21 protein-coding genes, 1 tRNA gene and 1 pseudogene are annotated in these 21,510 nt (G+C 41.1%); 8 read left to right on the forward strand and 15 right to left on the reverse strand.

Annotated features, from left to right (window positions below; translation table 11 throughout):
• Positions 1 to 51 precede the first annotated feature (51 nt).
• Positions 52 to 1,959, forward strand: coding sequence for an ATP-binding protein (locus BSHG_RS12190; RefSeq protein WP_008658948.1), 1,908 nt, complete (start codon positions 52 to 54; stop codon positions 1,957 to 1,959).
• An 86-nt stretch (positions 1,960 to 2,045) separates the two neighbouring features.
• On the forward strand, positions 2,046 to 2,696 hold the full coding sequence (locus tag BSHG_RS12185) for an NAD(P)-dependent oxidoreductase (protein ID WP_005801072.1): 651 nt from the start codon (positions 2,046 to 2,048) through the stop codon (positions 2,694 to 2,696).
• Here the strand turns inward: BSHG_RS12185 and BSHG_RS12180 are convergent.
• The 5 genes from BSHG_RS12180 to BSHG_RS12160 all read right to left on the reverse strand — a co-directional run bounded on the left by BSHG_RS12180 (position 2,680) and on the right by BSHG_RS12160 (position 7,143).
• The gene (locus BSHG_RS12180; RefSeq protein WP_008658950.1) at positions 2,680 to 3,207 is read right to left on the reverse strand and encodes a 3'-5' exonuclease; all 528 of its coding nucleotides are present in this window, start codon (positions 3,205 to 3,207) and stop codon (positions 2,680 to 2,682) included. The genes BSHG_RS12185 and BSHG_RS12180 overlap by 17 nt on opposite strands.
• Complete coding sequence (locus BSHG_RS12175; protein WP_005785714.1) at positions 3,207 to 4,085, reverse strand: nucleoside phosphorylase; 879 nt, start codon at positions 4,083 to 4,085, stop codon at positions 3,207 to 3,209. Before BSHG_RS12175 ends, BSHG_RS12180 begins: the two co-directional genes overlap by 1 nt.
• A 126-nt stretch (positions 4,086 to 4,211) precedes the next feature.
• A complete protein-coding gene (gene floA, locus BSHG_RS12170) occupies positions 4,212 to 5,213 on the reverse strand; it encodes a flotillin-like protein FloA (protein WP_005785715.1) in 1,002 nt (333 codons plus the stop codon).
• A 25-nt stretch (positions 5,214 to 5,238) separates the two neighbouring features.
• Entirely contained in the window at positions 5,239 to 5,709 is a 471-nt protein-coding gene (locus BSHG_RS12165) for an NfeD family protein (protein WP_005785717.1), read from the reverse strand.
• Positions 5,710 to 5,715: 6 nt separating this feature from the next.
• On the reverse strand, positions 5,716 to 7,143 hold the full coding sequence (locus BSHG_RS12160) for a tetratricopeptide repeat protein (RefSeq protein ID WP_005795728.1): 1,428 nt from the start codon (positions 7,141 to 7,143) through the stop codon (positions 5,716 to 5,718).
• A gap of 140 nt (positions 7,144 to 7,283) precedes the next feature.
• On the opposite strand from BSHG_RS12160, the gene BSHG_RS12155 reads away from it, so the two are divergent.
• Together BSHG_RS12155 and BSHG_RS12150 are read left to right on the forward strand one after the other, a co-directional pair.
• Positions 7,284 to 8,033: an ATP-binding protein gene (locus BSHG_RS12155; protein WP_005801071.1), complete on the forward strand. Its 750-nt coding sequence runs from the start codon at positions 7,284 to 7,286 to the stop codon at positions 8,031 to 8,033.
• A 13-nt stretch (positions 8,034 to 8,046) separates the two neighbouring features.
• The gene (locus BSHG_RS12150; protein ID WP_005785723.1) at positions 8,047 to 8,415 is read left to right on the forward strand and encodes a DMT family protein; all 369 of its coding nucleotides are present in this window, start codon (positions 8,047 to 8,049) and stop codon (positions 8,413 to 8,415) included.
• Positions 8,416 to 8,751: 336 nt separating this feature from the next.
• Here the strand turns inward: BSHG_RS12150 and BSHG_RS12145 are convergent, their stop codons facing one another.
• The 6 genes and pseudogenes from BSHG_RS12145 to BSHG_RS12125 all read right to left on the reverse strand — a co-directional run bounded on the left by BSHG_RS12145 (position 8,752) and on the right by BSHG_RS12125 (position 13,219).
• Positions 8,752 to 9,768 (reverse strand): FAD:protein FMN transferase, encoded by a 1,017-nt coding sequence (locus BSHG_RS12145; RefSeq protein WP_005785727.1) that lies wholly within the window; start codon positions 9,766 to 9,768, stop codon positions 8,752 to 8,754.
• Between the two features lie 71 nt (positions 9,769 to 9,839).
• Positions 9,840 to 10,425, reverse strand: a pseudogene (locus BSHG_RS0220270) (manganese efflux pump MntP family protein).
• Between the two features lie 4 nt (positions 10,426 to 10,429).
• Positions 10,430 to 11,182: a DUF6048 family protein gene (locus BSHG_RS12140; protein WP_005785732.1), complete on the reverse strand. Its 753-nt coding sequence runs from the start codon at positions 11,180 to 11,182 to the stop codon at positions 10,430 to 10,432.
• Complete coding sequence (locus tag BSHG_RS12135; RefSeq protein ID WP_005785734.1) at positions 11,139 to 11,666, reverse strand: DUF6452 family protein; 528 nt, start codon at positions 11,664 to 11,666, stop codon at positions 11,139 to 11,141. The genes BSHG_RS12140 and BSHG_RS12135 overlap by 44 nt, the downstream gene beginning before the upstream one ends.
• A 24-nt stretch (positions 11,667 to 11,690) precedes the next feature.
• Positions 11,691 to 12,644, reverse strand: a complete 954-nt coding sequence (locus BSHG_RS12130; RefSeq protein ID WP_008658955.1) for a glycosyltransferase family 2 protein — start codon at positions 12,642 to 12,644, stop codon at positions 11,691 to 11,693.
• A gap of 26 nt (positions 12,645 to 12,670) precedes the next feature.
• On the reverse strand, positions 12,671 to 13,219 hold the full coding sequence (locus BSHG_RS12125) for a DUF4199 domain-containing protein (protein ID WP_032497371.1): 549 nt from the start codon (positions 13,217 to 13,219) through the stop codon (positions 12,671 to 12,673).
• A gap of 307 nt (positions 13,220 to 13,526) precedes the next feature.
• On the opposite strand from BSHG_RS12125, the gene BSHG_RS12120 reads away from it, so the two are divergent.
• Positions 13,527 to 13,600, forward strand: a tRNA-Thr gene (locus BSHG_RS12120).
• Between the two features lie 173 nt (positions 13,601 to 13,773).
• On the opposite strand, the gene eno is transcribed toward BSHG_RS12120, so the two are convergent.
• The 3 genes from eno to crcB form a co-directional block, all read right to left on the reverse strand.
• The gene (eno, locus tag BSHG_RS12115) at positions 13,774 to 15,063 is read right to left on the reverse strand and encodes a phosphopyruvate hydratase (RefSeq protein ID WP_005785741.1); all 1,290 of its coding nucleotides are present in this window, start codon (positions 15,061 to 15,063) and stop codon (positions 13,774 to 13,776) included.
• Between the two features lie 147 nt (positions 15,064 to 15,210).
• Positions 15,211 to 15,876, reverse strand: a complete 666-nt coding sequence (locus BSHG_RS12110) for a pentapeptide repeat-containing protein (protein ID WP_008658957.1) — start codon at positions 15,874 to 15,876, stop codon at positions 15,211 to 15,213.
• 14 nt (positions 15,877 to 15,890) lie between these two features.
• Positions 15,891 to 16,274 (reverse strand): fluoride efflux transporter CrcB, encoded by a 384-nt coding sequence (gene crcB, locus BSHG_RS12105; RefSeq protein WP_008658959.1) that lies wholly within the window; start codon positions 16,272 to 16,274, stop codon positions 15,891 to 15,893.
• A 153-nt stretch (positions 16,275 to 16,427) separates the two neighbouring features.
• On the opposite strand from crcB, the gene BSHG_RS12100 reads away from it, so the two are divergent.
• Entirely contained in the window at positions 16,428 to 18,587 is a 2,160-nt protein-coding gene (locus BSHG_RS12100) for a glycoside hydrolase family 97 protein (RefSeq protein ID WP_005795718.1), read from the forward strand.
• Positions 18,588 to 18,998: 411 nt separating this feature from the next.
• Here BSHG_RS12100 and BSHG_RS12095 read toward each other — a convergent pair whose 3' ends face one another.
• Complete coding sequence (locus BSHG_RS12095) at positions 18,999 to 19,358, reverse strand: helix-turn-helix domain-containing protein (RefSeq protein ID WP_032496694.1); 360 nt, start codon at positions 19,356 to 19,358, stop codon at positions 18,999 to 19,001.
• Positions 19,359 to 19,585: 227 nt separating this feature from the next.
• Between BSHG_RS12095 and BSHG_RS12090 the strand changes: the two genes are divergently transcribed.
• Both BSHG_RS12090 and BSHG_RS12085 read left to right on the forward strand, forming a co-directional pair.
• Positions 19,586 to 21,100, forward strand: coding sequence for a hypothetical protein (locus BSHG_RS12090; RefSeq protein WP_008658962.1), 1,515 nt, complete (start codon positions 19,586 to 19,588; stop codon positions 21,098 to 21,100).
• Between the two features lie 45 nt (positions 21,101 to 21,145).
• The coding region (locus BSHG_RS12085) for a BT1926 family outer membrane beta-barrel protein (protein ID WP_008658963.1) at positions 21,146 to 21,510 on the forward strand (365 nt) is incomplete at its 3' end.

The following is a 21,510-nucleotide window of genomic DNA, read 5'->3' on the forward strand; positions in this document are numbered from 1 at the left end:
TACTTTATTATTTTATCTTTGTTCGCATACAGCAAGACAAACTTTATAGCTATGGAACACACACTGGATTCATTCCCGGATACCGGAGACCTTGAGAATTTGAAAGATAATTATCAGAAAATCACTTCTGTCCTGGCAGGACATCAGATTGCATTTTGGGAATATGACATTCCTACAGGAGAGTGTAATTTCACAGATGAATATTTCCATATTTTAGGGTTGAAGGAGGCCGGAATCATATTCAGAGATATTAATGACTTTTATCGGTTTGCCCATCCGGAGGATGTTATCTCTTACCAAACGACTTTTGCGCGGATGCTTGAATCGGAAACCAAAATCTCCCAAATTGTGGTACGTTGTGTAGGGAGGCAAGGAGAAACAATTTGGCTTGAAGATAATTTTATTGCTTATAAGAAGAATAAGGAGAATGGCTCTGATAAAATTATAGCATATACTGCCAATATCACTTCACGTTGTGAAAAAGAAGTCCAGATCAGGCAGCTTGAGGAACGAAACCGGAAAATTATTGAAGCACTACCGGAGTTCATATTTATTTTTGATGATAATTTTTTTATTACGGATGTATTGATGGCACCCGATACAGAGTTGTTGCATCCGGTGGAAGTGTTAACAGGAGCAGATGGGCGATCTATTTATTCTTCTGAGGTCAGTGACTTGTTTATTAGCAGTATTCATGAATGCCTAAAAAGTGGGAAGTTAAAAGAAATAGAGTATCCTGTGGATGTCGAAGCCGGCAGACATTTTTTTCAGGCACGCATTGCTCCGTTTGAGGGAAATAAGGTGCTGGCCTTGATTCATGATATTGGTGATCGGATGCGACGTTCGCAAGAGCTACTTGAAGCCAAGCAACGGGCAGAAGAGGCTGATCGGATGAAATCAGTATTTCTGGCCAATATGAGTCATGAGATACGTACTCCTTTAAATGCCATTGTGGGCTTTTCGGAAATTATAGCTTTGACTGAGGATGAAAAGGAGAAAGAAGAGTATTTAGGGATCATTCAGCAGAATAGCAATCTACTGTTACAACTGATTAATGATATTCTCGATTTGTCACGAATCGAGTCGGGTAAGTCGGAAATGCATTGTCAGTTGACGGAAATGAGCGGATTGGTAGATGAAGTGGATAAAGTACATCGTCTTAAAATGAAAAAAGGAGTCAAGCTGAATGTGATTCGTCCATCAGAGGAAATTTGGATTTCGACAGATAGGAATCGGGTGACGCAGGTATTGTTCAATTTCTTGTCGAATGCAATTAAAAATACCATTGAGGGTAGCATTACTTTCGGACTTGTAAAAGAGGAAGAATGGGTTAAACTTTATGTAACAGATACCGGCTGCGGTATTTCCAAAGAGAAATTACCTTTGATATTTACCCGCTTTGAGAAGTTGAATGATTTTGTACAAGGAACAGGGCTGGGATTACCTATCTGTAAGAGTATTGTAGAGCGGTTGGGCGGTCGGATTGAAGTGGAATCCGAGCTTGGGCAGGGGAGTACTTTCATTCTTTATTTGCCCAATAGGCAAGTACAGGAAGTTGTGGTTGGCGAAAGAGAAAACGCAGCGGGTAATATGGGAGTGGAGAACCGGCAGAAGAAGATACTGATTGCGGAAGATGTGGAGTCCAGTTATCTGCAGATTAATGCCTTTCTGAAAAAAGAATATACGATTCTTTGGGTGCCTAATGGAGAAGAAGCTGTGAAGAGTTTCATACGCGAGAAGCCCGACTTGATTTTGATGGATATCCGAATGCCGGTGATGAATGGTATTCAGGCAACAGCAAAAATTCGTGCTATCTCGCAAGAGATACCGATTATAGCAATTACAGCATATGCCTTTTGTCCGGAAGGAGAGCGAGCTCTTGAAGCAGGGTGTAATGAAGTGATTGCAAAACCATATCCTCTGGAGAAGCTGAAAGAAACGATCGAAACTTATTTATAGGAGGGAGGAATAGTCGGTCTTTCAATGCAACAATTTATCATATAGTATGTTCTGTAGTAAATAATGCTATAAAGATAAATTGGATTATGAAGAAAGTAGTACTAATCGGGGCCAGCGGCTTCGTCGGTTCGGCTATTCTGAATGAAGCTTTGAACCGTGGATTCCATGTGACGGCGGTAGTTCGTCATCCTGAAAAGATCAGGATAGAGAATGAAAATCTGGAAGTGAAGAGAGCTGATGTTTCTTCATTGGATGAAGTATGTAAGGTTTGTAAAGGTGCTGATGCCGTGATCAGTGCTTTCAACCCGGGGTGGAATAATCCCGATATATACAAGGAAACCATTGAGGTTTATCTGACGATTATCGATGGTGTAAAAAAGGCTGGAGTTAATCGTTTTTTGATGGTGGGTGGTGCCGGTTCACTGTTTATTGCTCCCGGCATCCGACTGGTCGATTCGGGAGAAGTTCCCGAAAAGATATTGCCTGGTGTGAGAGCCTTGAGTGATTTTTATCTTGATTTTCTGAAGAAAGAAAAAGAGGTTGACTGGGTTTTCTTCTCGCCGGCGGCAGATATGGCTCCTGGAGTACGTACAGGCAGATATCGCCTGGGGAAAGATGAGATGATTGTGGATATGGTAGGTAACAGTCATATATCTGTGGAAGATTATGCGGCTGCCATGATTGATGAGCTTGAGAAGCCGGAGCATCATCAGGAGCGTTTCACCATAGGGTACTGAGCGGACGGTATTTTTCAAGGAAATTGAGATATAGCTTTGCACATCCCCGGGCATCGGAAAGTGCTTCGTGGTGTTTAAGTTCGATGCCTTCCCGTTCGCAACAGGCGCTTAGGTTGACCGGCTTGTATCCTAAAGAACGATAGATGCGGCAGGTACATTCCCAACGTTCCGGAAGCGATAACTCATCATAATCCAGTCCGTACATCCGCATGCTATTCTTCAGTACATTGCGGTCGAATTGTTCATTGTGCGCAACTACTACGTTGCCTTGTAAGCGCTTTTTGACTTCGGGATAGATGGCATGAAATCCCGGGAGTGACTCTGTCATTCCCGGCGTTATTCCATGTACAAGCATATTTGCACGCCAATATTCATTCTCCGGTGGTTGAATCAGGCTGTAATATTCGTCTGTAATCTCTCCGTCTGTAACGGTAACGATACCTACCGCACAAGCACTTTCCATGTATCCTGTGGCGGTTTCAAAGTCAATGGCGGCAAATGATAAATTCATCAGATTCGATCGAGAACTGTTTTAATTAATGTATCGATGGTATTCTTATAGCCTGTGTTCGCTTCTTTGATCAAGCGGTTAGCTATAACCATACAAACGGTCATGGCTTTGTGTCCCATCAGCTTGCTGAGGCCGGCAAGGGCGGAACTCTCCATTTCGAAGTTGGTTATCTTGTAACCTTTATATTCAAACTTTTCGATTTTATCATTCTGCTTAGGGTCCGCCAAGGGAACACGGAGTTCGCGTCCTTGCGGTCCGAAGAAACCACCGGCTGCAATAGTAACACCGCGCACCATATCTTCTTGGGCAATACGGTCTATTAATTCTGCATTGGCATCAATAACATAAGGTGCGGGAGCACACATGTTACCGGACCAGCCCATGTGATTCAGAAATGCCCGTTCAAAGGGAAGGTCACAAACAGCATTGCGTCCGGCATAGAAGTTCAACAGTCCGTCAAAGCCGATTGACTTTTCAGAACAGACGAATGTGCCGACCGGTGTGTTGGGTTGCAATCCTCCGCATGTACCGATGCGAACTAACTCTAAAGAGCGGAGATGCTCTTTTTCTTCCCGAGTCTGGAAGTCGATATTTGCCAAAGCATCCAGTTCATTGACCACGATATCGATATTGTCACAACCGATACCGGTAGAAACGACAGTTATCCGTTTGCCTTTGTAAGTTCCGGTAACCGTTTTAAATTCGCGGCTTTCCACTTCACATTCTTTATTTTCGAAGTGAGAAGCTACGAGTGCCACCCGTCCGGGATCACCTACCAATATTACTTTGTCTGCCAACCATTCCGGCTTTACATGCAAATGGAATACCGAACCGTCTTCGTTGATAATTAATTCGGAGGAAGGAAAATACTTTTTCATGTTATTGAAAGGTTTTAGTTTAATAAATATGTTCACCACAAACTACATGGATTAACCGCTTGTTTCCCGAGATTGTTCTCTCCGGCGGTTATACTGCTCTCTGTTGTTTGTGGTGAAATGCTTTCTCTAATCGCTCAACGGTTTACTGGTAGCTCCACCGATAGGTTTAGCTATGTTTTCACGCATTGATGTATCAGCTTGAATATTTTTCATTTTATAATAATCCATAATACCGAGATTTCCACTACGGAAAGCTTCAGCCATGGCCTTTGGAACTTCCGCTTCTGCCTGAATTACATTAGCACGGGCCTCTTCCGCTTTGGCTTTCATTTCTTGTTCGGTAGCCACAGCCATTGCGCGGCGTTCTTCCGCTTTTGCCTGCGCGATATTCTTGTCGGCATTTGCCTGGTCTATTTGCAGGGCAGCACCAATATTCTTACCTATATCAATATCAGCGATATCAATAGAGAGAATTTCAAATGCAGTACCGGCATCGAGTCCTTTGCGCAGCACTAGTTTTGATATGGAATCAGGATTCTCAAGTACTGACTTATGGTTTTCAGAGGAACCGATTGACGAAACGATACCTTCACCTACACGTGCCAGGATTGTATCTTCGCCGGCACCACCCACCAATTGGCGAATATTGGCACGTACCGTCACACGTGCTTTGGCTATCAGCTGGATACCGTCTTTCGCAACAGCTGTTACGGGTGGTGTGTCGATAACTTTAGGATTAACCGACATCTGCACGGCTTCGAAGACATCGCGACCTGCAAGATCAATTGCAGTAGCCATTTGGAATGGAAGTTCGATATTGGCCTTCGATGCAGATACCAATGCATGGACTACCCGTTCTACGTGTCCGCCTGCCAGATAGTGTGCTTCAAGTTCATCACGGGTGATGTTGCTCAGACCTGCTTTATGTGCTTCAATCATACCCGGTACGATGATGTATGGCGGAACATTACGGATACGCATTAGAAAAAGTTGTACCAAAGAGATATTAACTCCTGATACTTTGGCTGATAGCCATAGGAAAAAAGGTACATAATGAAAGAAAAGAACCAGGAAGATAATACCTCCCGCTATCAAGAAGATAGTCAGATACATAGGTTCGACATTCATAATTGTGCTTGATTTTAAGTGAATATTAGGATTTTAATTTTTCGACAAAGATTATTCCATCAGTGATCCGATTGACAACAATCGGAGTTTTTTCATTCAGTAATCCGTCCATTGACTTGACTTCTATGATATTGCCATTGATTTCAGCATTGCCAATTTGAGCCAGTCGGGTAATCGTGATACCTGTATCGCCAACTTTTACTTTTTCGGCAGCGCTTCGGTCTATTTTGGATGTTATGTCTTTCTTCAATGCCAATTTATCCAAGGTTTTCGACCGCATGAACCAGACAAGCGAGCCGATACAGGCAATTCCCGATATAATAAGTGTTATAAACCCTGCACCTGTTCCCAGGTTAGCAAAAGCATAATAGTTTGCATAGATAATGCAGACCAAAGCTGAAATACCGGCGAGGCTGATACCCGGAATTACGAACAGTTCAACTAAAAAGAGTATTACTGCGGCGGCTATCAGTGCAATGATGATCAGTACATCCATAGTTTGTTATTTTAAGTTTTGTTTTTCTGCATTCCGGACTTCAATAGCCTGTTTATCCAGTTCTTCTGACATCTGAAGTACCCTCTTCTCAAGATCGCGGATAGCCGGTGCCATTTTACTTTGTTCGTCTTTATTAGACCGTGCGAATCCTTCACGCTGGCTCTTCAGTTTACCGGTTTGCTGGCGGTAATCTTTTTCCATCTGTTCATATTTCAGGTACAGTTGTTTGGCTTTTGGAGACTTGAAATCCGTTAAGTGATGGTAGGTAGAGTGGTCATCAATGATAAATTCAAAATCAAAGTTTTGTTCTACAGCCGGTTTATGGTTGATAACCGCTTCAAGTCGTTGACGGGCATCATCCACTATTTTAGAGTCTTTCCAAGTGCTCTCTAGAGAATGGAGCTGGGCTAGTTCAATCATTTTTTCCGGTTCCATAGCTTCGTAGTTGTAAGTTCGTTTAGAATCATTGGGTACGAATACGTAGATACAAACTTTATCTTCAGGTTGATACCTGTCAGAAGCAAACCATCCTAAATTATTATATTCATCAATGACATACATGTAGTCGTTATAAGGTGAGTTGAAAGGCATACCCACGTTTTCCGGTACCAGATAGGTATCAGTATTTGTGTTATATCGGGTTACAAAAATGTCATATCCTCCCATGGAGCCATCACCATCCGAGGCATAATAAATGGTCACTCCATCCGACAGGACATACGGATAATTGGCATTTCCGGAGGCGTTGATACTTCCCGGAAGTGGTTTTCCCTGACTCCACTCGTCCAGCATCTTGGTTTTAGACAGAATATTCAGACTCTCTTCTCCCTGCTCGCTGTAGTAAATACGGTTTCCGATTTCTGTTTCGTAAACTGTTCCCGGATGATAGCCTTTCGTCTTGAAATAGTCATTGTAAGTGAAGAGCTTTCCGGATTCTTCACTAATTTTATAAGCTTTGAGGAAATTGGCTTTGTCTATTACAAAACTGTCAATAACACATACGTCTTCCACCCCTTTCAGCATGCGAAGGTTTCCTTTAGCCTTTTCTAAAAGCTGCTCGGCTTCTTCTGTCGGTTTTTTGCGTTTAGACAAGTCTGCAATGTATTCTTCGTAGCAATCTACTGCATCTTGAAAGCGGTATAAATCATTATAAGTCTGAGCCAGATATAGCTGTCCGCTCGGAATGCGTTTCTTTACTGCCGTCTCCAGGTATTTTAGGGCCTCGGCAGCATTACCTGTTTTGAGGCAACACACACCGTACCATAGGTTGTAATTACCGTTTGCCGGTTGCGATTTGACATATTTTTGAAAAACAGGTTTGGCTTCAGCGTATTGCCCTCTGCCATACATGCCTCTTGCTTGTTCCAAAGTTTGTGCCGATAGGCTTGTCAGGAGAAAGCATAATAGAAAGAATAGGATATTTTTTTTCTTCATAAATGGTCTTGGGTTATTATTCAGAAGTTCAAAAATACAAATTAATTGGAAATAAACCTTTTTTCTCTTCTTCTATTATGTTAATTCTTCTTTAAATCATTCTTTTCTCTTACTTTTGCAGCCGATTTTTCAAGAGAGTTATGGCACAGTTTACGGAAGAAGAGAAAACCATTCGGCGTATCGAAAAGCGTTTTAACAAAGGTATGGTTCAATATGGGTTGATTGAAGAGGGTGACAAAGTGCTTGTTGGCCTTTCAGGAGGAAAAGATTCCCTGGCATTAGTCGAATTGCTGGGTAAACGTTCGCATATTTTCAAACCTCGTTTTTCGGTGGTAGCTGTACATGTGGTTATGAAGAATATTCCATACCAGAGTGATTGGGACTACCTCCGTGAACATGCTGAAAAGAATGGTGTTCCTTTAGTTGTCTACGAGACTTCTTTCGACCCTTCTACCGATACGCGTAAATCACCTTGTTTTCTCTGTTCATGGAACCGGAGGAAAGCTCTGTTTACTGTGGCTAAAGAGCAGGGTTGCAATAAAATAGCCCTTGGACACCATATGGACGATATTTTGGAAACTTTATTAATGAACATTACCTATCAGGGTGCATTCAGTACAATGCCACCACGTTTGGTAATGAACAAATTTGATATGACCATTATTCGCCCGATGTGCCTGGTGCATGAAGCGGATTTGTTGGAGTTGGCGCAAATAAGGGGATATCGCAAGCAAGTGAAAAATTGTCCTTATGAATCCCAATCGAGCCGTAGCGATATGAAGGGGATACTCCGACAATTGGAAAAGATGAATCCGGAGGCTCGGTACAGTCTGTGGGGGAGCATGACAAATGTACAGGAAGAATTGTTACCCAAAGAAGTGGAGTTTTAATTTTGAATAAAATATGAAAGGTATTTATGCTATTTCGTTGTTGGTCGTTTCCAACATTTTTATGACATTTGCCTGGTACGGGCATTTGAAGCTACAGGAAACAAAAATAATCAGTAATTGGCCTTTGTATGGCGTGGTTTTGTTTTCATGGGTGATTGCGTTGGCTGAGTATTCTTGTCAGGTTCCTGCCAACCGGCTGGGGTTCAGCGGAAACGGAGGGCCGTTTTCATTGATGCAACTTAAAATTATCCAAGAGGTGATCACACTGATTATATTTACCGTTTTTTCTACCTTATTATTTAAAGGGGAGTCACTGCATTGGAATCATGTGGCAGCTTTTGTCTGCTTGATAGCAGCGGTATATTTCGTGTTTATGAGGTAGGCGGTTTGTGCCGGTATGGGGTGTCAAAAGCATTTGGTTTGATATGCAGATAGATGTATTTGTTATCCTATCCGTTTATATCATTTAAAGCAGTTTGTTTTTCTTAGTATCTTTAGTGAAAATGGTAGGGAGCTTATCTTGGACCACATGCCCGGGTATGTGGGTTCGTGAACCTGCGTACCCGAGCTGAGATAAAGATGCTTTAAAAAGAGATAATATGCTTATTGATAATGCGTTATTCTTGCTTCGGAATCAACTTGCTTTTTTGGTAATTTCTGTGCCGGTCATTCTGAATACCTGCTCCCATGGGGCCGGTTATGGGAGCAGGTATTCACGCTATTTGTCAAGATATTGCTTCATGTTCTTTGTAAAATAGCTTTTCACCTCCCCTTTTTCATCACTGTAGATAAAATAAGCACCTATGTTGGGGTGTGATTTTGTAAAAGCTTCCGCTTCATCCAGCCCCATTACCATAAAAGCTGTGGCTAATGCGTCGGCAGTCATACAATCGTCGGCAACTACGGTTGCTGAAAGAATATTATGTTGAACCGGATATCCGGTACGTGGGTCGATGGTGTGGGCATACTTCTTGCCATCTTTGTAGTAAAAGTTGCGATAGTTTCCGGAAGTTGCTATACCTACATTGGTCAGTTTTAATGTTGTTTGTATCTCTTGGTTAAGCGACAAGGAATCGTCTACAGGCTTGTTTATGCCGATTCTCCATGCTTCCTCTTTGGGATTCACCCCTTTTACCACCAGTTCGCCACCTATATCTACCATATAGTTTTTGATACCTTTGCTATCCAAATACCGGGCTACTACATCTACGGAATATCCTTTGGCTACAGCACTACAACTTAGCATCACCCGAGGGTCTTCTTTGATCACTTTGCCGTTTTCCAGTTTAACTTTTTGGTATCCTGTGATTTGGAGTAGACTATCTATCATGATCGAGTCGGGGAAGGCTCCTTTTTTGAAACCGAATCCCCAGGCATTGGCTAATGGGGCTACTGTGATATCGAAAGCTCCGCGAGTTTCGGCTGAGATCTCCATAGATCGGTTAAAACAGGTTTGGAAGAAAGTGTCTGTGACGATTTCTTCATTACGATTAACACGGGTAATGACAGATGTATCATTGAATGGAGAAAGTGAACCGTCGAATTTTTTTAATTCGGCATCGATCTCCGCTTTCAGATTGCCGTCATATTGATAGGTAATATTATATACTGTGCCGAATACAAGCCCATTGATACTGTTGTAAGGTATTTGTTTATTTCGTTGGGCTAGTATCCAAATTGTTCCCAACAGCAGGATAGCTAGCCAAATGAAGCTTTTTCTTGTTTTCTTTTCCATAATAAGTAAAAAGTAAGTAAGCAACAAATCTGTTTATGATTACACAGCCTTTTGTTGTTTGAGGTTGATAGCTAATTATTAAAAAATAAGTGTTCGATTAATATTTTCGTTCCAATAAGGATCAGTATGATTCCTCCCCATAATTCAGCACGAAGTTTTCTGGCAATGCCGCATCCGAAGCGAATGCCGAAGATTAATCCTATAAGGGACATAAAAAAAGAAACAAATCCGATGATTCCTGCCGGGTAAAGGATAGACGAACAGCTTTTGATACCCAGAAAAGCAAAGGATACTCCTACGGCCAATGCATCAATGCTGGTTGCAACGGCCATTGTTATCACTACTTTCAGGCTTGCAGGGTTAAATCTTTGGCAGCAATCTTCTTCTTTAAAAGATTCTTTGATCATTCGTCCGCCTAGAAAGGCCAGAATAGCAAAGGCAATCCAGTGATCGACCGATTCGATAAGGTGGCTGAATGTGCTTGCTCCTAACCACCCCAATAAAGGCATTATAGCCTGGAAAAGTCCGAAAAAAAAATGCCATGATGAGCATAGGCCGCCATTGAATACGCCTTAAAATAATACCACTTGCAATAGAGACAGCGAGGCAATCCATCGCTAAACCAATTGCAAGTAGCCAAATCTCTAATCCTGTCATGTCGTTAAAATGGTAATTTATAAATCAGTGTATATGTGATACCTATGTTTGAGGAGTCATATTCACCAAAACCCGGTACATACCATGGATTTCCATGTTCGCTGATCGAGCCCGCTGTTTTAAATTTAAAGCGTAAGGTCCATCCCATATAGAAGCTTTTATAGATTTGAACATTGACTCCGGCCACCAGTTCAAGCCATTGCATGTTAGATTTCAGTCCGTTGTAATGATAAGGTACGCTTCCTCCCCAAATGCCGTCTATCAATCCGGGATTAGCCATACTGCCTCCATAAATAGGGTCAGAAAAAGGTGTACTTGAGATGTCGTACTTGAAACTGCTAAATCCATAACGTAGTCCTACATACAAATATTCTTTAACAACATTATAGTCAGCCCCAACGCGAAAATAAGGAGCGGCACTTTTATAATGGATACCGGTATCACTCCAGGTATCTGTTTGTCCGAAACCGATTTCTACTGTAGGAATAAATTTCTTTTTTAAGTTTACTCTCACATTTACCTCAGAACTTAGAAAATCTCCTCCGAGTAGTTTACTGCCCAACCCGAATAAGTCCACACCGACATACGTCCCATTGTAAAAGGGAATCGTATCCGCTTTTATCTCCTCTTTTGCTTTCTGCTTGACAGCAGGACGTGCACCGGGTCTTTGCTGTTGTGCTTGGAGCGGAAGGCTGAATATGAGGCACAGCAGGCTAACGATTGTAGCGGTAGAATATTTTGAGATTTTCTGTTCCATTAATGTTAGCTGCATTTGATTTGATATATAGAGAGTCTATGCTATGATATTTCTTTTTATTGGTTTCCGTATAATCAATCGGATGAATACTGATGATATTTTGTTTCATACTGTATCCGCAATCCATCGACTGAAAGTAAGGAGTATTGGTTTGCAGGATCACCATTGTATCTCTTAACAACCGGGTGTAATGAAACACAAGAATAGTCGAGTCACTTGTATAGCGTAGTGGGAGAGCGATATCATGTACCTTTTTCTGGTTATTGATGATTATTGAATCAGTTCCGAATGCTGTCACACTCAATGAATCGAGGGTGTCATTCAGTACAGCCTTGGTTTCCGGATTGATGGTATACATTTTGGCGTAGACCATCGGGCGTCCGGTCATGGAGCAATCACTCTCTTCCGAGCAAGCCGAAAGGATAGCCCCCGTTAGTGGATAGGCTACCATCAGGAAGAGTACCAGTTTTATTAATTTTTTCATCGTACAGGTTTCATTAATCGTTCGTTATATTATTTTTTCTATCTGATAATTATTGCGTTCCGGGGCGTTGCGTGAAATCAGTTCGCCAAGAAATCCTGCCAAAAAGAGTTGTGTTCCAATAATCATGGCAGTCAACGACAGATAGAAATAGGGAGAATCTGTTACCAGCCGATAAGGCATACCGTGATTCATACTATATAATTTACTGGCTCCGACAATAACCACTGAAATAAATCCCAGTATAAACATCAATGAGCCTAATAAACCGAAAAAGTGCATTGGTTTAATTCCAAACTTTGAGAGGAACCAAAGAGAGATTAAATCGAGATATCCGTTAAAGAAGCGATTCCATCCTCCAAATTTAGTTTTTCCGAATTTACGTGCTTGATGGTGCACCACCTTTTCGCCTATTTTCTGGAATCCGGCATTCTTAGCCAGATACGGGATGTAGCGATGCATCTCTCCGTATACTTCGATGTTTTTTACAACAGCTTTGCGATAAGCTTTCAATCCGCAATTAAAGTCGTGCAGATTATGAATCCCTGAAACTTTACGTGCCGTGGCATTAAATAGTTTGGTAGGTAGAGTTTTCGACAGCGGGTCGTATCTTTTCTGTTTATAGCCTGAAACAAGGTCATATCCGTCTTCAGTAATCATACGGTATAATTCCGGTATTTCATCGGGACTATCCTGTAGGTCGGCATCCATCGTGATCACCACATTTCCTTCGGCACGTTCAAAGCCACAGTACAGAGCCGGGGATTTTCCGTAGTTTCGTCGGAATTTGATCCCTTTCACAGTGGACGACTGTTTCTGAAACTCTTCGATAATTTCCCAAGAACGGTCGGTACTACCATCATTTACAAAGATAACTTCGTATGAAAAGCCATTGGCCTTCATCACTCTTTCAATCCAGGCAAAAAGCTCCGGAATGGATTCTTCTTCATTGAACAATGGTACGACAACAGATATATCCATTTTACTTATAAATTAGATATTACAAACTATAGAGGTTGCACCTCCGGTGATTTGGGCTTTCTCATCACAAACAAGGCAGTGGGGACAGCCAATATGCTGCCATAGAACACATTCTGTGACATCAGTTGCATAGTAATGTCTATCGGTGTCAATGTACTGATCATTTCCATCACTTCTTTCAGTTGGCTGATGTACCCTTCTATTCCCGGTACTTCTTTATTGCTCAGTTCGTCAAACATTCCCATGTAAGTGTTTACAATGAAACCATGGTCGATGAACCGGAAATAAATGTAGTGGGCCACTGCCGTGAGGAGTGCCGCAAACATATACATAAAAACGATGAATACCCATGCTTGCAGGAAGCGGATCGAGCCGCCACATACTTTGTCACGATAGGTACGTGCATAATAATATCCCATGAACGGAACTCCTAAAGTAAGCCCGAAAAACAGGAATAAAAGAAACGGAATGGACAATCCCAATGGGAATAGAATGAACTTAAGTATCCAGTATACTCCCATATAGGTGCCAAAATGCATGGCATATTTTTGTAAGTTACTTCTGCTTTCTGTCATTTTATTAATAAATAGCGCACAAAGGTACAAATAATATTGTTTGGTATGGAATTTATGCCTGTTAAAGTTAATAAAGCTATCCGGTCAGAAAAAAAACATTTTTTTTTCGATTTTAAATATCTGAAAAGTAGGAGTTTACCGGTAAAGCATGCAAAAAAGTACCGATCCCCTATTGCAGGTTTAATAAAAATACCTACCTTTGCACCCGGGTAAGTCCTATACGGCCAGCTCCCTTCGAATCCTCCAGGGCTTGATCGCAGCAAAGGTAGTTGGTTGTAGCGGCGCGATATAGTAAGCTTACCCACTTGCCTCTTTAGCTCAGTTGGCCAGAGCACGTGATTTGTAATCTCGGGGTCGTTGGTTCGAATCCGACAAGAGGCTCAAAAAAGGAAAAGCATCTCGGCACTGCCGGGGTGCTTTTTTTGCGTTTATTCTTCTGATGGCTCATGAAAAAGGAAAGGGATGAACCTGTTTATGATACATCCCTTTTCGCATTTACATTCAATTATTATAAATAACTAACCTTTTATCATGCTATGCTATCATGATTTTGTTTAGCCTTTTACTACAATTCGTTTATATCCGTATACAGCGCGGTCTCCCAACTCTTCTTCAATACGAAGCAGCTGATTGTATTTTGCCATACGGTCCGAACGACTTAGAGAACCGGTCTTGATTTGTCCGCTGTTGGTTGCTACGGCAATATCTGCAATGGTTGCATCTTCTGTTTCGCCTGAGCGGTGTGAAGTGACCGTTGTATATCCATGGCGGTGTGCCATTTCAATAGCGTTCAGTGTTTCTGTCAGTGAACCGATTTGATTAACCTTGATCAGGATAGAGTTAGCGCAACCCTTTTCAATACCTTTTGCCAGGAAGTCAACGTTAGTTACGAATAAATCGTCGCCTACCAACTGACAGCGATCCCCGATGCGTTGAGTCAATTTCTTCCAGCCTTCCCAGTCATTTTCGCTCATACCATCCTCAATGGAATCAATCGGATATTCGTTGATAAGTTTTTCCAAATAGTCAATTTGTTCGTCAGCTGTACGTTTTTTGCCTTTTTCACCTTCAAATTTGGTGTAATCGTAAATACCGTCATGATAGAATTCGGAAGAGGCGCAGTCCATGCCAATCATTACATCTTTGCCCGGTTCGTAGCCTGCAGCTTTGATAGCGGCAAGAATAGAGTTAAGTGCATCTTCTGTTCCTTCCAGGTTGGGAGCAAAACCGCCTTCATCACCAACAGCTGTACTCAGACCACGGTCTTTCAATACTTTTTTCAAAGCATGGAATACTTCGGCACCCATGCGCAACCCTTCTTTAAAAGAACTTGCACCTACCGGACGGATCATAAACTCCTGGAAGGCTATCGGAGCATCACTGTGTGAGCCTCCATTAATGATGTTCATCATTGGTACAGGCAATACATACGTATTCGTACCTCCGATGTATCTGTAAAGAGGAATATCGAGATAGTTGGCAGCAGCTTTAGCTACGGCAAGCGAAACACCCAGAATAGCGTTGGCACCCAGTTTGGCTTTTGTCTTTGTTCCATCCAATGCCAACATGGCATGATCAATGCCTATTTGGTCGAGGGCCGACATACCGATCAGATGCGGAGCAATGACTTTATTGACGTTCTCTACTGCTTTCTGTACACCCTTGCCGCCATAACGATGTTTATCACCGTCGCGGAGTTCAAGCGCTTCGTGTTCACCGGTCGATGCACCCGATGGAACGGATGCACGTCCCATAATGCCTGATTCCAATACTACGTCTACTTCTACTGTAGGGTTACCTCTTGAGTCGAGAATTTCTCGTCCTGTAATTTTTTCTATTTTCATTGTTTCTCTTGTTTTTTAGTCTCTGCAAATTTACTCACTTATGGGAAGCGGAAGAATCACTATTAATAGGTATTCCGTTCGGGCTCTTTCCCTATAAATCAGTATCATTACTTTTATATTATAAAACAAAGAAAAGAGAAGAAAGGTTCAATCGTCTTCTATTTTGACCCCTAGTAGAGGTAGCAGATCTATTGCTTGTAACGAACTGACTATGGCTCCTTTCAGATCGGCTATATTGAGTTGAATACCTGCTATTCTAGAGTTTCTCAGGTCGATACCTTTGAGTGAAGTGTGCGAAAAGTCGGCTTCTAACAATTCGCAAGTATCAAAAGCTGCCGGCATCAGTTTGCTGTCATTCAGGCTGCCGTTTCGGAAATTGCAATGGCTGAAACGGACTGTTCGCATTTTTACCATGGAGAGATTGATGTATTGTCCGTAGCAATGATCCATTAAAACATGATTGAGGGTGGCTTCCGGGAAACCGGTTCCCAGCAATTTGCAAGATATAAATTCTACCCGGTAGAAAGTAGTTCCGGCAAACGAAACGTTGGATAAATCGCAATTTTCAAAACGTACGTCTGTCAGTTGAGCTGATTTAAACTGACATTCGCTGAATATTTGTTGTTTGAAAGTGCAATTATTAATACTTAGATAAGGTTTAGCTATTTGATGTACGGTTCCCTTAAGGAAGTACAAATCGGAAACTTTCTCTTGGTCGGTAAGTGCATCCAGTGGGACCGGACTTTCGGACTGACTGTTAAGGAACGGAGCTACGACTTTGACGGGTTGCACTTTTTTGATTGTTGGCTTCATATATGATTCGTTTGTTATTTAAATTGTTCGCCAAGATATCCTCCGGCCAATACAGCCAAAAGTCCAAGCAATATGCTGATGAATACATAAAAGGTGAATATGCCATAAAAACCTCCTTTCAGCAAACTCAGACTGTCGTTGGTCAAAGTGGAGAATGTGGTAAAACCGCCACAGAAACCAACGGTCAGAAATAGCCTCAGTTCGAAAGATAGATTGAAACGCTCCGAAAATGAATAAAAAAAACCGATTAATAAGCTGCCTATGATATTTACGGCAAATGTTCCCCATGGAAATGGGAAGAGAGCCGGGCTAAGCCGTTCGTTGACGGCGATTTGTGTCAGATAGCGGGTTACACTGCCCATGCCTCCTCCGATAAATATATAAATAATCTCTTTCATCTTTTTTTGATTTTATCGGCAAAGTTACCACTGTCAACTGTTTATGCAAACGTTTTCTGATAATTCTTCTTTGTTTCGGTTCTATTCATCGAACATGAATCTGCTTCTTGCTTATCTTTGCTGCATGATTACTAATTTTTATTGAACCATATCATGAAGAACATGAAAAAACTGACTTTTAAGTTAGCTTGCTTTTTTCTCTCTCTTTTAGTGAGTAGTGTGGCAATGGCCGAAAGTATTACTTCTCCCAACGGACTCTTGAAACTGAATGTATCTGTGAATGAGAAGGGGGAACCTGTGTATGAACTTTCTTATAAAGGTAAAGAAGTGATTAAACCTTCTAAACTGGGTCTTGAACTGAAAGACGATCCGGGGTTGATGGACGGTTTTACGTTGTCTGATGCCAAAACTTCTTCTTTTGACGAGACTTGGGAGCCTGTTTGGGGCGAGGTTAAGCAGATTCGCAATAATTATAATGAACTTGCGATTACTTTAGACCAGAAAGCTCAGGATCGCAAAATGGTGATTCGTTTTCGTCTGTATAATGACGGACTCGGATTTCGCTACGAATTTCCACAACAAAAGAATCTGAATTATTTTGTAATTAAAGAGGAACATTCTCAATTTGCTATGGCCGGTGATCATACTGCTTTCTGGATACCGGGAGATTATGATACGCAGGAATATGATTATACTCGGTCGAAGCTTTCTGAAATACGCGGCTTAATGAAGACGGCTGTCACTCCCAATGCTTCTCAAACTCCTTTTTCTCCTACCGGTGTACAGACTGCTTTGCAGATGAAAACAGACGACGGGTTGTATATCAATCTGCACGAAGCTGCTTTGGTGGATTATTCTTGCATGCATCTCAATCTGGACGATAAGAATTTTGTTTTCGAATCGTGGTTGACTCCTGATGCCCAAGGGACCAAAGGATATATGCAAACTCCTTGCCACTCTCCATGGCGTACGGTTATGGTTAGTGATGATGCGCGTGATATTCTTGCTTCTAAATTAACATTAAATCTGAACGAACCTTGCAAACTGGAGGATACTTCCTGGATTAAGCCTGTAAAATACGTAGGTGTATGGTGGGAAATGATTACCGGAAAGAGTACTTGGGCTTATACGGATGATGTTTATTCAGTGAAGTTGGGCGAAACCGATTATACTAAAACTAAGCCTAATGGTCGTCATGGTGCCAATAATGAGAACGTGAAACGTTATATTGATTTTGCTGCCGAACACGGTTTTGATCAGGTGCTGGTCGAGGGCTGGAATGAAGGCTGGGAAGATTGGTTCGGCAAGTCAAAAGACTATGTGTTCGACTTCGTTACTCCGTATCCTGATTTTGATGTGAAAATGTTGAATGAGTATGCTAGAAGTAAAGGAGTGAAGCTGATGATGCATCATGAGACTTCTGCATCTGTGCGTAACTATGAACGTCATATGGATGAAGCTTATCAATTTATGGAAGATAACGGTTACAATGCGGTGAAGAGTGGATATGTTGGCAATATCATCCCACGTGGTGAACACCACTACGGTCAATGGCTGAATAATCATTATCTGTATGCGGTGAAGAAAGCTGCGGATCATAAAATTATGGTGAATGCACACGAGGCTGTTCGCCCTACCGGATTGTGCCGTACATATCCGAATCTGATTGGTAATGAATCTGCCCGTGGTACAGAATATGAAGCCTTCGGAGGCAATAAGCCTTTCCATACTACGTTGCTTCCATTTACGCGTCTGATAGGTGGTCCGATGGATTATACTCCGGGTATTTTCGATACTCAACTCTCTTTCCTGAGTGGTGAGCATAGTTTTGTACATACTACTTTGGCCAAACAGTTGGCTTTGTATGTCACTCTTTATAGCCCATTACAGATGGCTGCCGATCTTCCGGAGAGTTATGAACGCTATATGGATGCCTTTCAGTTTATTAAAGATGTAGCAGTAGACTGGGATGAAAGTAAGTATATTGAAGCAGAACCGGGAGAGTACATCACTGTGGCCCGTAAAGCTAAAAACACCAATAATTGGTTCGTTGGAGGAATTACTGGTGAAAATGCACGCACATCTACGTTTGTACTTGATTTCCTGGAACCGGGAAAGCAATATGTAGCTACTTTATATGCCGATGGTAAAGATGCGGATTATGAAAAAAATCCGACTTCTTATCAGATTAAAAAAGGTCTGGTGACTTATAAGACGAAGATTTCCACTGACTTGGCCCGTAGTGGAGGTTTTGCTATTAGTTTGATAGAGGCTACCCCTGCCGATAAGAAAGCACTTAAAAAGTGGAAATAAAGATAGTTGGTGTAAAAAAGGTTAGTTTGGTTATTTTTTGAAATGACAGAGTCCGGATATATTGAGTATATAATCCGGACTCTTTTTAATTTATAGTTGTTGTATTCTTAATAATATATACTGTTTGGAAGCTGGACTTTCTTTTTGTTATAGCTTTGTCTTTAGCTTATATATCTATTATTCAGTTGATTGCTTCTTAACTCTAATTGTTTATAATATTAGCTTTAACATGATGTTAAAACAAGTCTTGTAAATGCAAAGAACAAGTTATTTGTCTGCAGAAGCTTTGTTCTTTGTACAGGGAAAACCAATAACCTTCTGCCTTTATTAACATTGTTAAATTATTCTTCCCGGATGATATCTTTTTATTGGAAGTTTCTGTTCGCTATATATAATAAGGTATAAGAAGATCTATTTATTAGCCCCTCCATCCAACAGTTCTGCTATTTTCTTTTTCAAATTAAGCTTTATAATTTCATCTTGCTGTAATTCTATCTCTACCATAATTTTGGCATTTCCTAGTTTATATCTGATACCTTCGTTATCAGAATTTCTCTGTTCTCGTTTGATACTATATAAAAGGGAAAAATCATAGTCTAACGCTATTGAAATATTGTATAATGTATCCGTGTCGATGCTTTTCCTTGTCAGTAAGTAATCTACACTTTGAGGCTTAACATCCAACCGTCTTGCGAGTTCGGCCTTTGTAACCTGTCTCTCAGACATCACATTTTTGATAATTTCACCTATATAAATATTGCTTTTTTTCATTTGCATGAAAGTACAACATAATCTGAAGAGTTAGGTTTATAGGTATAAAAGAATATCTGTTTATTTTTGTATTTTGTTCATAATTTATTTGTTTTATCAGATAAATTAGGATATATTTGCAGCGAATCACCAAGAGGGATGAAGCAACACTTTCCGGTAGCGGGAGAGAAAACAGAGTGAAACATAACATTTATATTATTACTATTATTCATTTAAATTTTGAGATTATGAAAAAGAAACTCATGATGGTAGCAGTGCTCCTGGGTGCTTTGTCACTGGGAGCTTGCGTTGATAACAACGAATCAGCTTCTGTGGAGGCGGTACGTAATGCGAAAGCTGAACAGTTGAAAGGCTTGGCAGCATTGGCAAATGCGCAAGCTGAGGCTACAAAAATTACAGCTGAGGCTGAGGCAGCATTAAAAAATGCACAAGCTGAATACCAAAAAGAAATGACTGAAGAGGCCAAACAGGAATTTGCAGTTGAAATTGAGAGGATTAAAGCAGAAGCAGAAAGAGCAATTGCAGAAGCAAAAAAAGCTGCTTCTGAGGCTGAACTGGCTATTTTAAAAAATGCTGATGAACGTGTTCAGTGGTTATACGGACAGTATACTACGGCTGCTGATGAATTGGCTACTTTGAATGAAAAACTTCTTACCAAAACAGCTGGTCTTGCTCAATTAGAAGCAGGTATTACTACAGCAGAAGCAAATGCTAAGGTTAACACTATTGCTTGGAATAGAACTATTGCAGCGGAAACTGCTAAATTGGAGGTTCTGAAAGATCCAGCTAATACAAATATTGATAAGGATGCGCTTAACGCTAAAAAGGAGGCTGCTTATCAAAAGTATACATTAGCCTATAGTACACTGATGAATAATGAAGGTGCTGCTTTGGATGCAGACGCCAAGGGTATTCAGGAGGCCATTGATGCTTTGGATAGAGATGCTATTGAGGCGGTGAATAATCTTTATAGTAATGTGGTTGCATTTACTGGGTATGAATATTTGAGCTGGGAGACTACTTCTGGATCTACTTCTCGTAGCTTGCCATCAGGAGCTTATGTAAGTGAAGCTCAAAAACTAAATGCTGAAAACTATTTTGCAACGAACTTGGAAGATGCAGCAAATGCTTTGGGTACATCAGCTGATACTAAAGATAAAAATACTGCTTATGGCCATCTTGCTGCTGCCAATGCACAGTTGGAAGATGCAAATAAAATGGGTGAAACGACAGATGCTGAAAAGGAAGCTAAGAAGCAAGCTATAAAAGATGCAAAGACTGCAATTGCTTTGGCGAAAGATGAGATTGTGAGGGCACAAGCTTCTTATGATGAAGAAAAGGCTGCTTCTGATGAATTTACGGCTGCTCTCGCTGCTGTTGATGTAAAAGCATATAATGATGCGGTTAGTGCAATTGTAGCATTGGTTAAAGCGAATGAAACTGTTGCCAAAGCATTTAGTGATGCTAGTGAGACTTCGACGAAGCTTTGGAATGAATATAAGGTTCTCAATGCACTTTATGATAATAGTCAGAATCTTGAAGAATTAATTGCTCAATGTGAATATAATATTGCTTATGCTAAAGAGCAGATTAAATTCTATGAGGCTAATATCACAAATGCTGAGGCCCAATTAGCTAAAGGAAAAGAAGAATTGGATAACCTGGAAAAAGAAATTGCCGCTAAAAAAATTATTGTTGACAATGCAAAAGCTGCGTTAGACGCAGAATTAAACGCTGAATAATTCCTAAAGTAACGGCAAAAAACAACAAATTAAAAAAAGTATCGTATGAAAATAAAAAGACTTTTAGTGTTGGCCGTTCTACCCATGCTGTGTCTTGCAGTGAATGCACAGAACTCCAGTAAAGACAATACTCCTAAAAAAGGAGACTTTACGGTAGCAGCTACTGTTGGATACAATAGTTACACAAGTGTCACAGCCCCTTCGGGGCTGCTGACTGACTATGAAGTCAGAGCGCTCTCTACCAACTGGGCAGACAAAAAGCTGATGGTTGGTTTTGAAGGAGGCTGGTTCTTCAAAGATCAGTGGAAACTAAATTTGGGTGGCGGTGTCAGCTTCACGAATAACCCCGGTTATCCGGCTGTTCCCGGCACAATAGACGATTCGAATAAGAATAACTCGGCTGACGAGAA

Source organism: Bacteroides sp. 3_2_5, from assembly GCF_000159855.2.
Lineage (GTDB): Bacteria > Bacteroidota > Bacteroidia > Bacteroidales > Bacteroidaceae > Bacteroides > Bacteroides fragilis.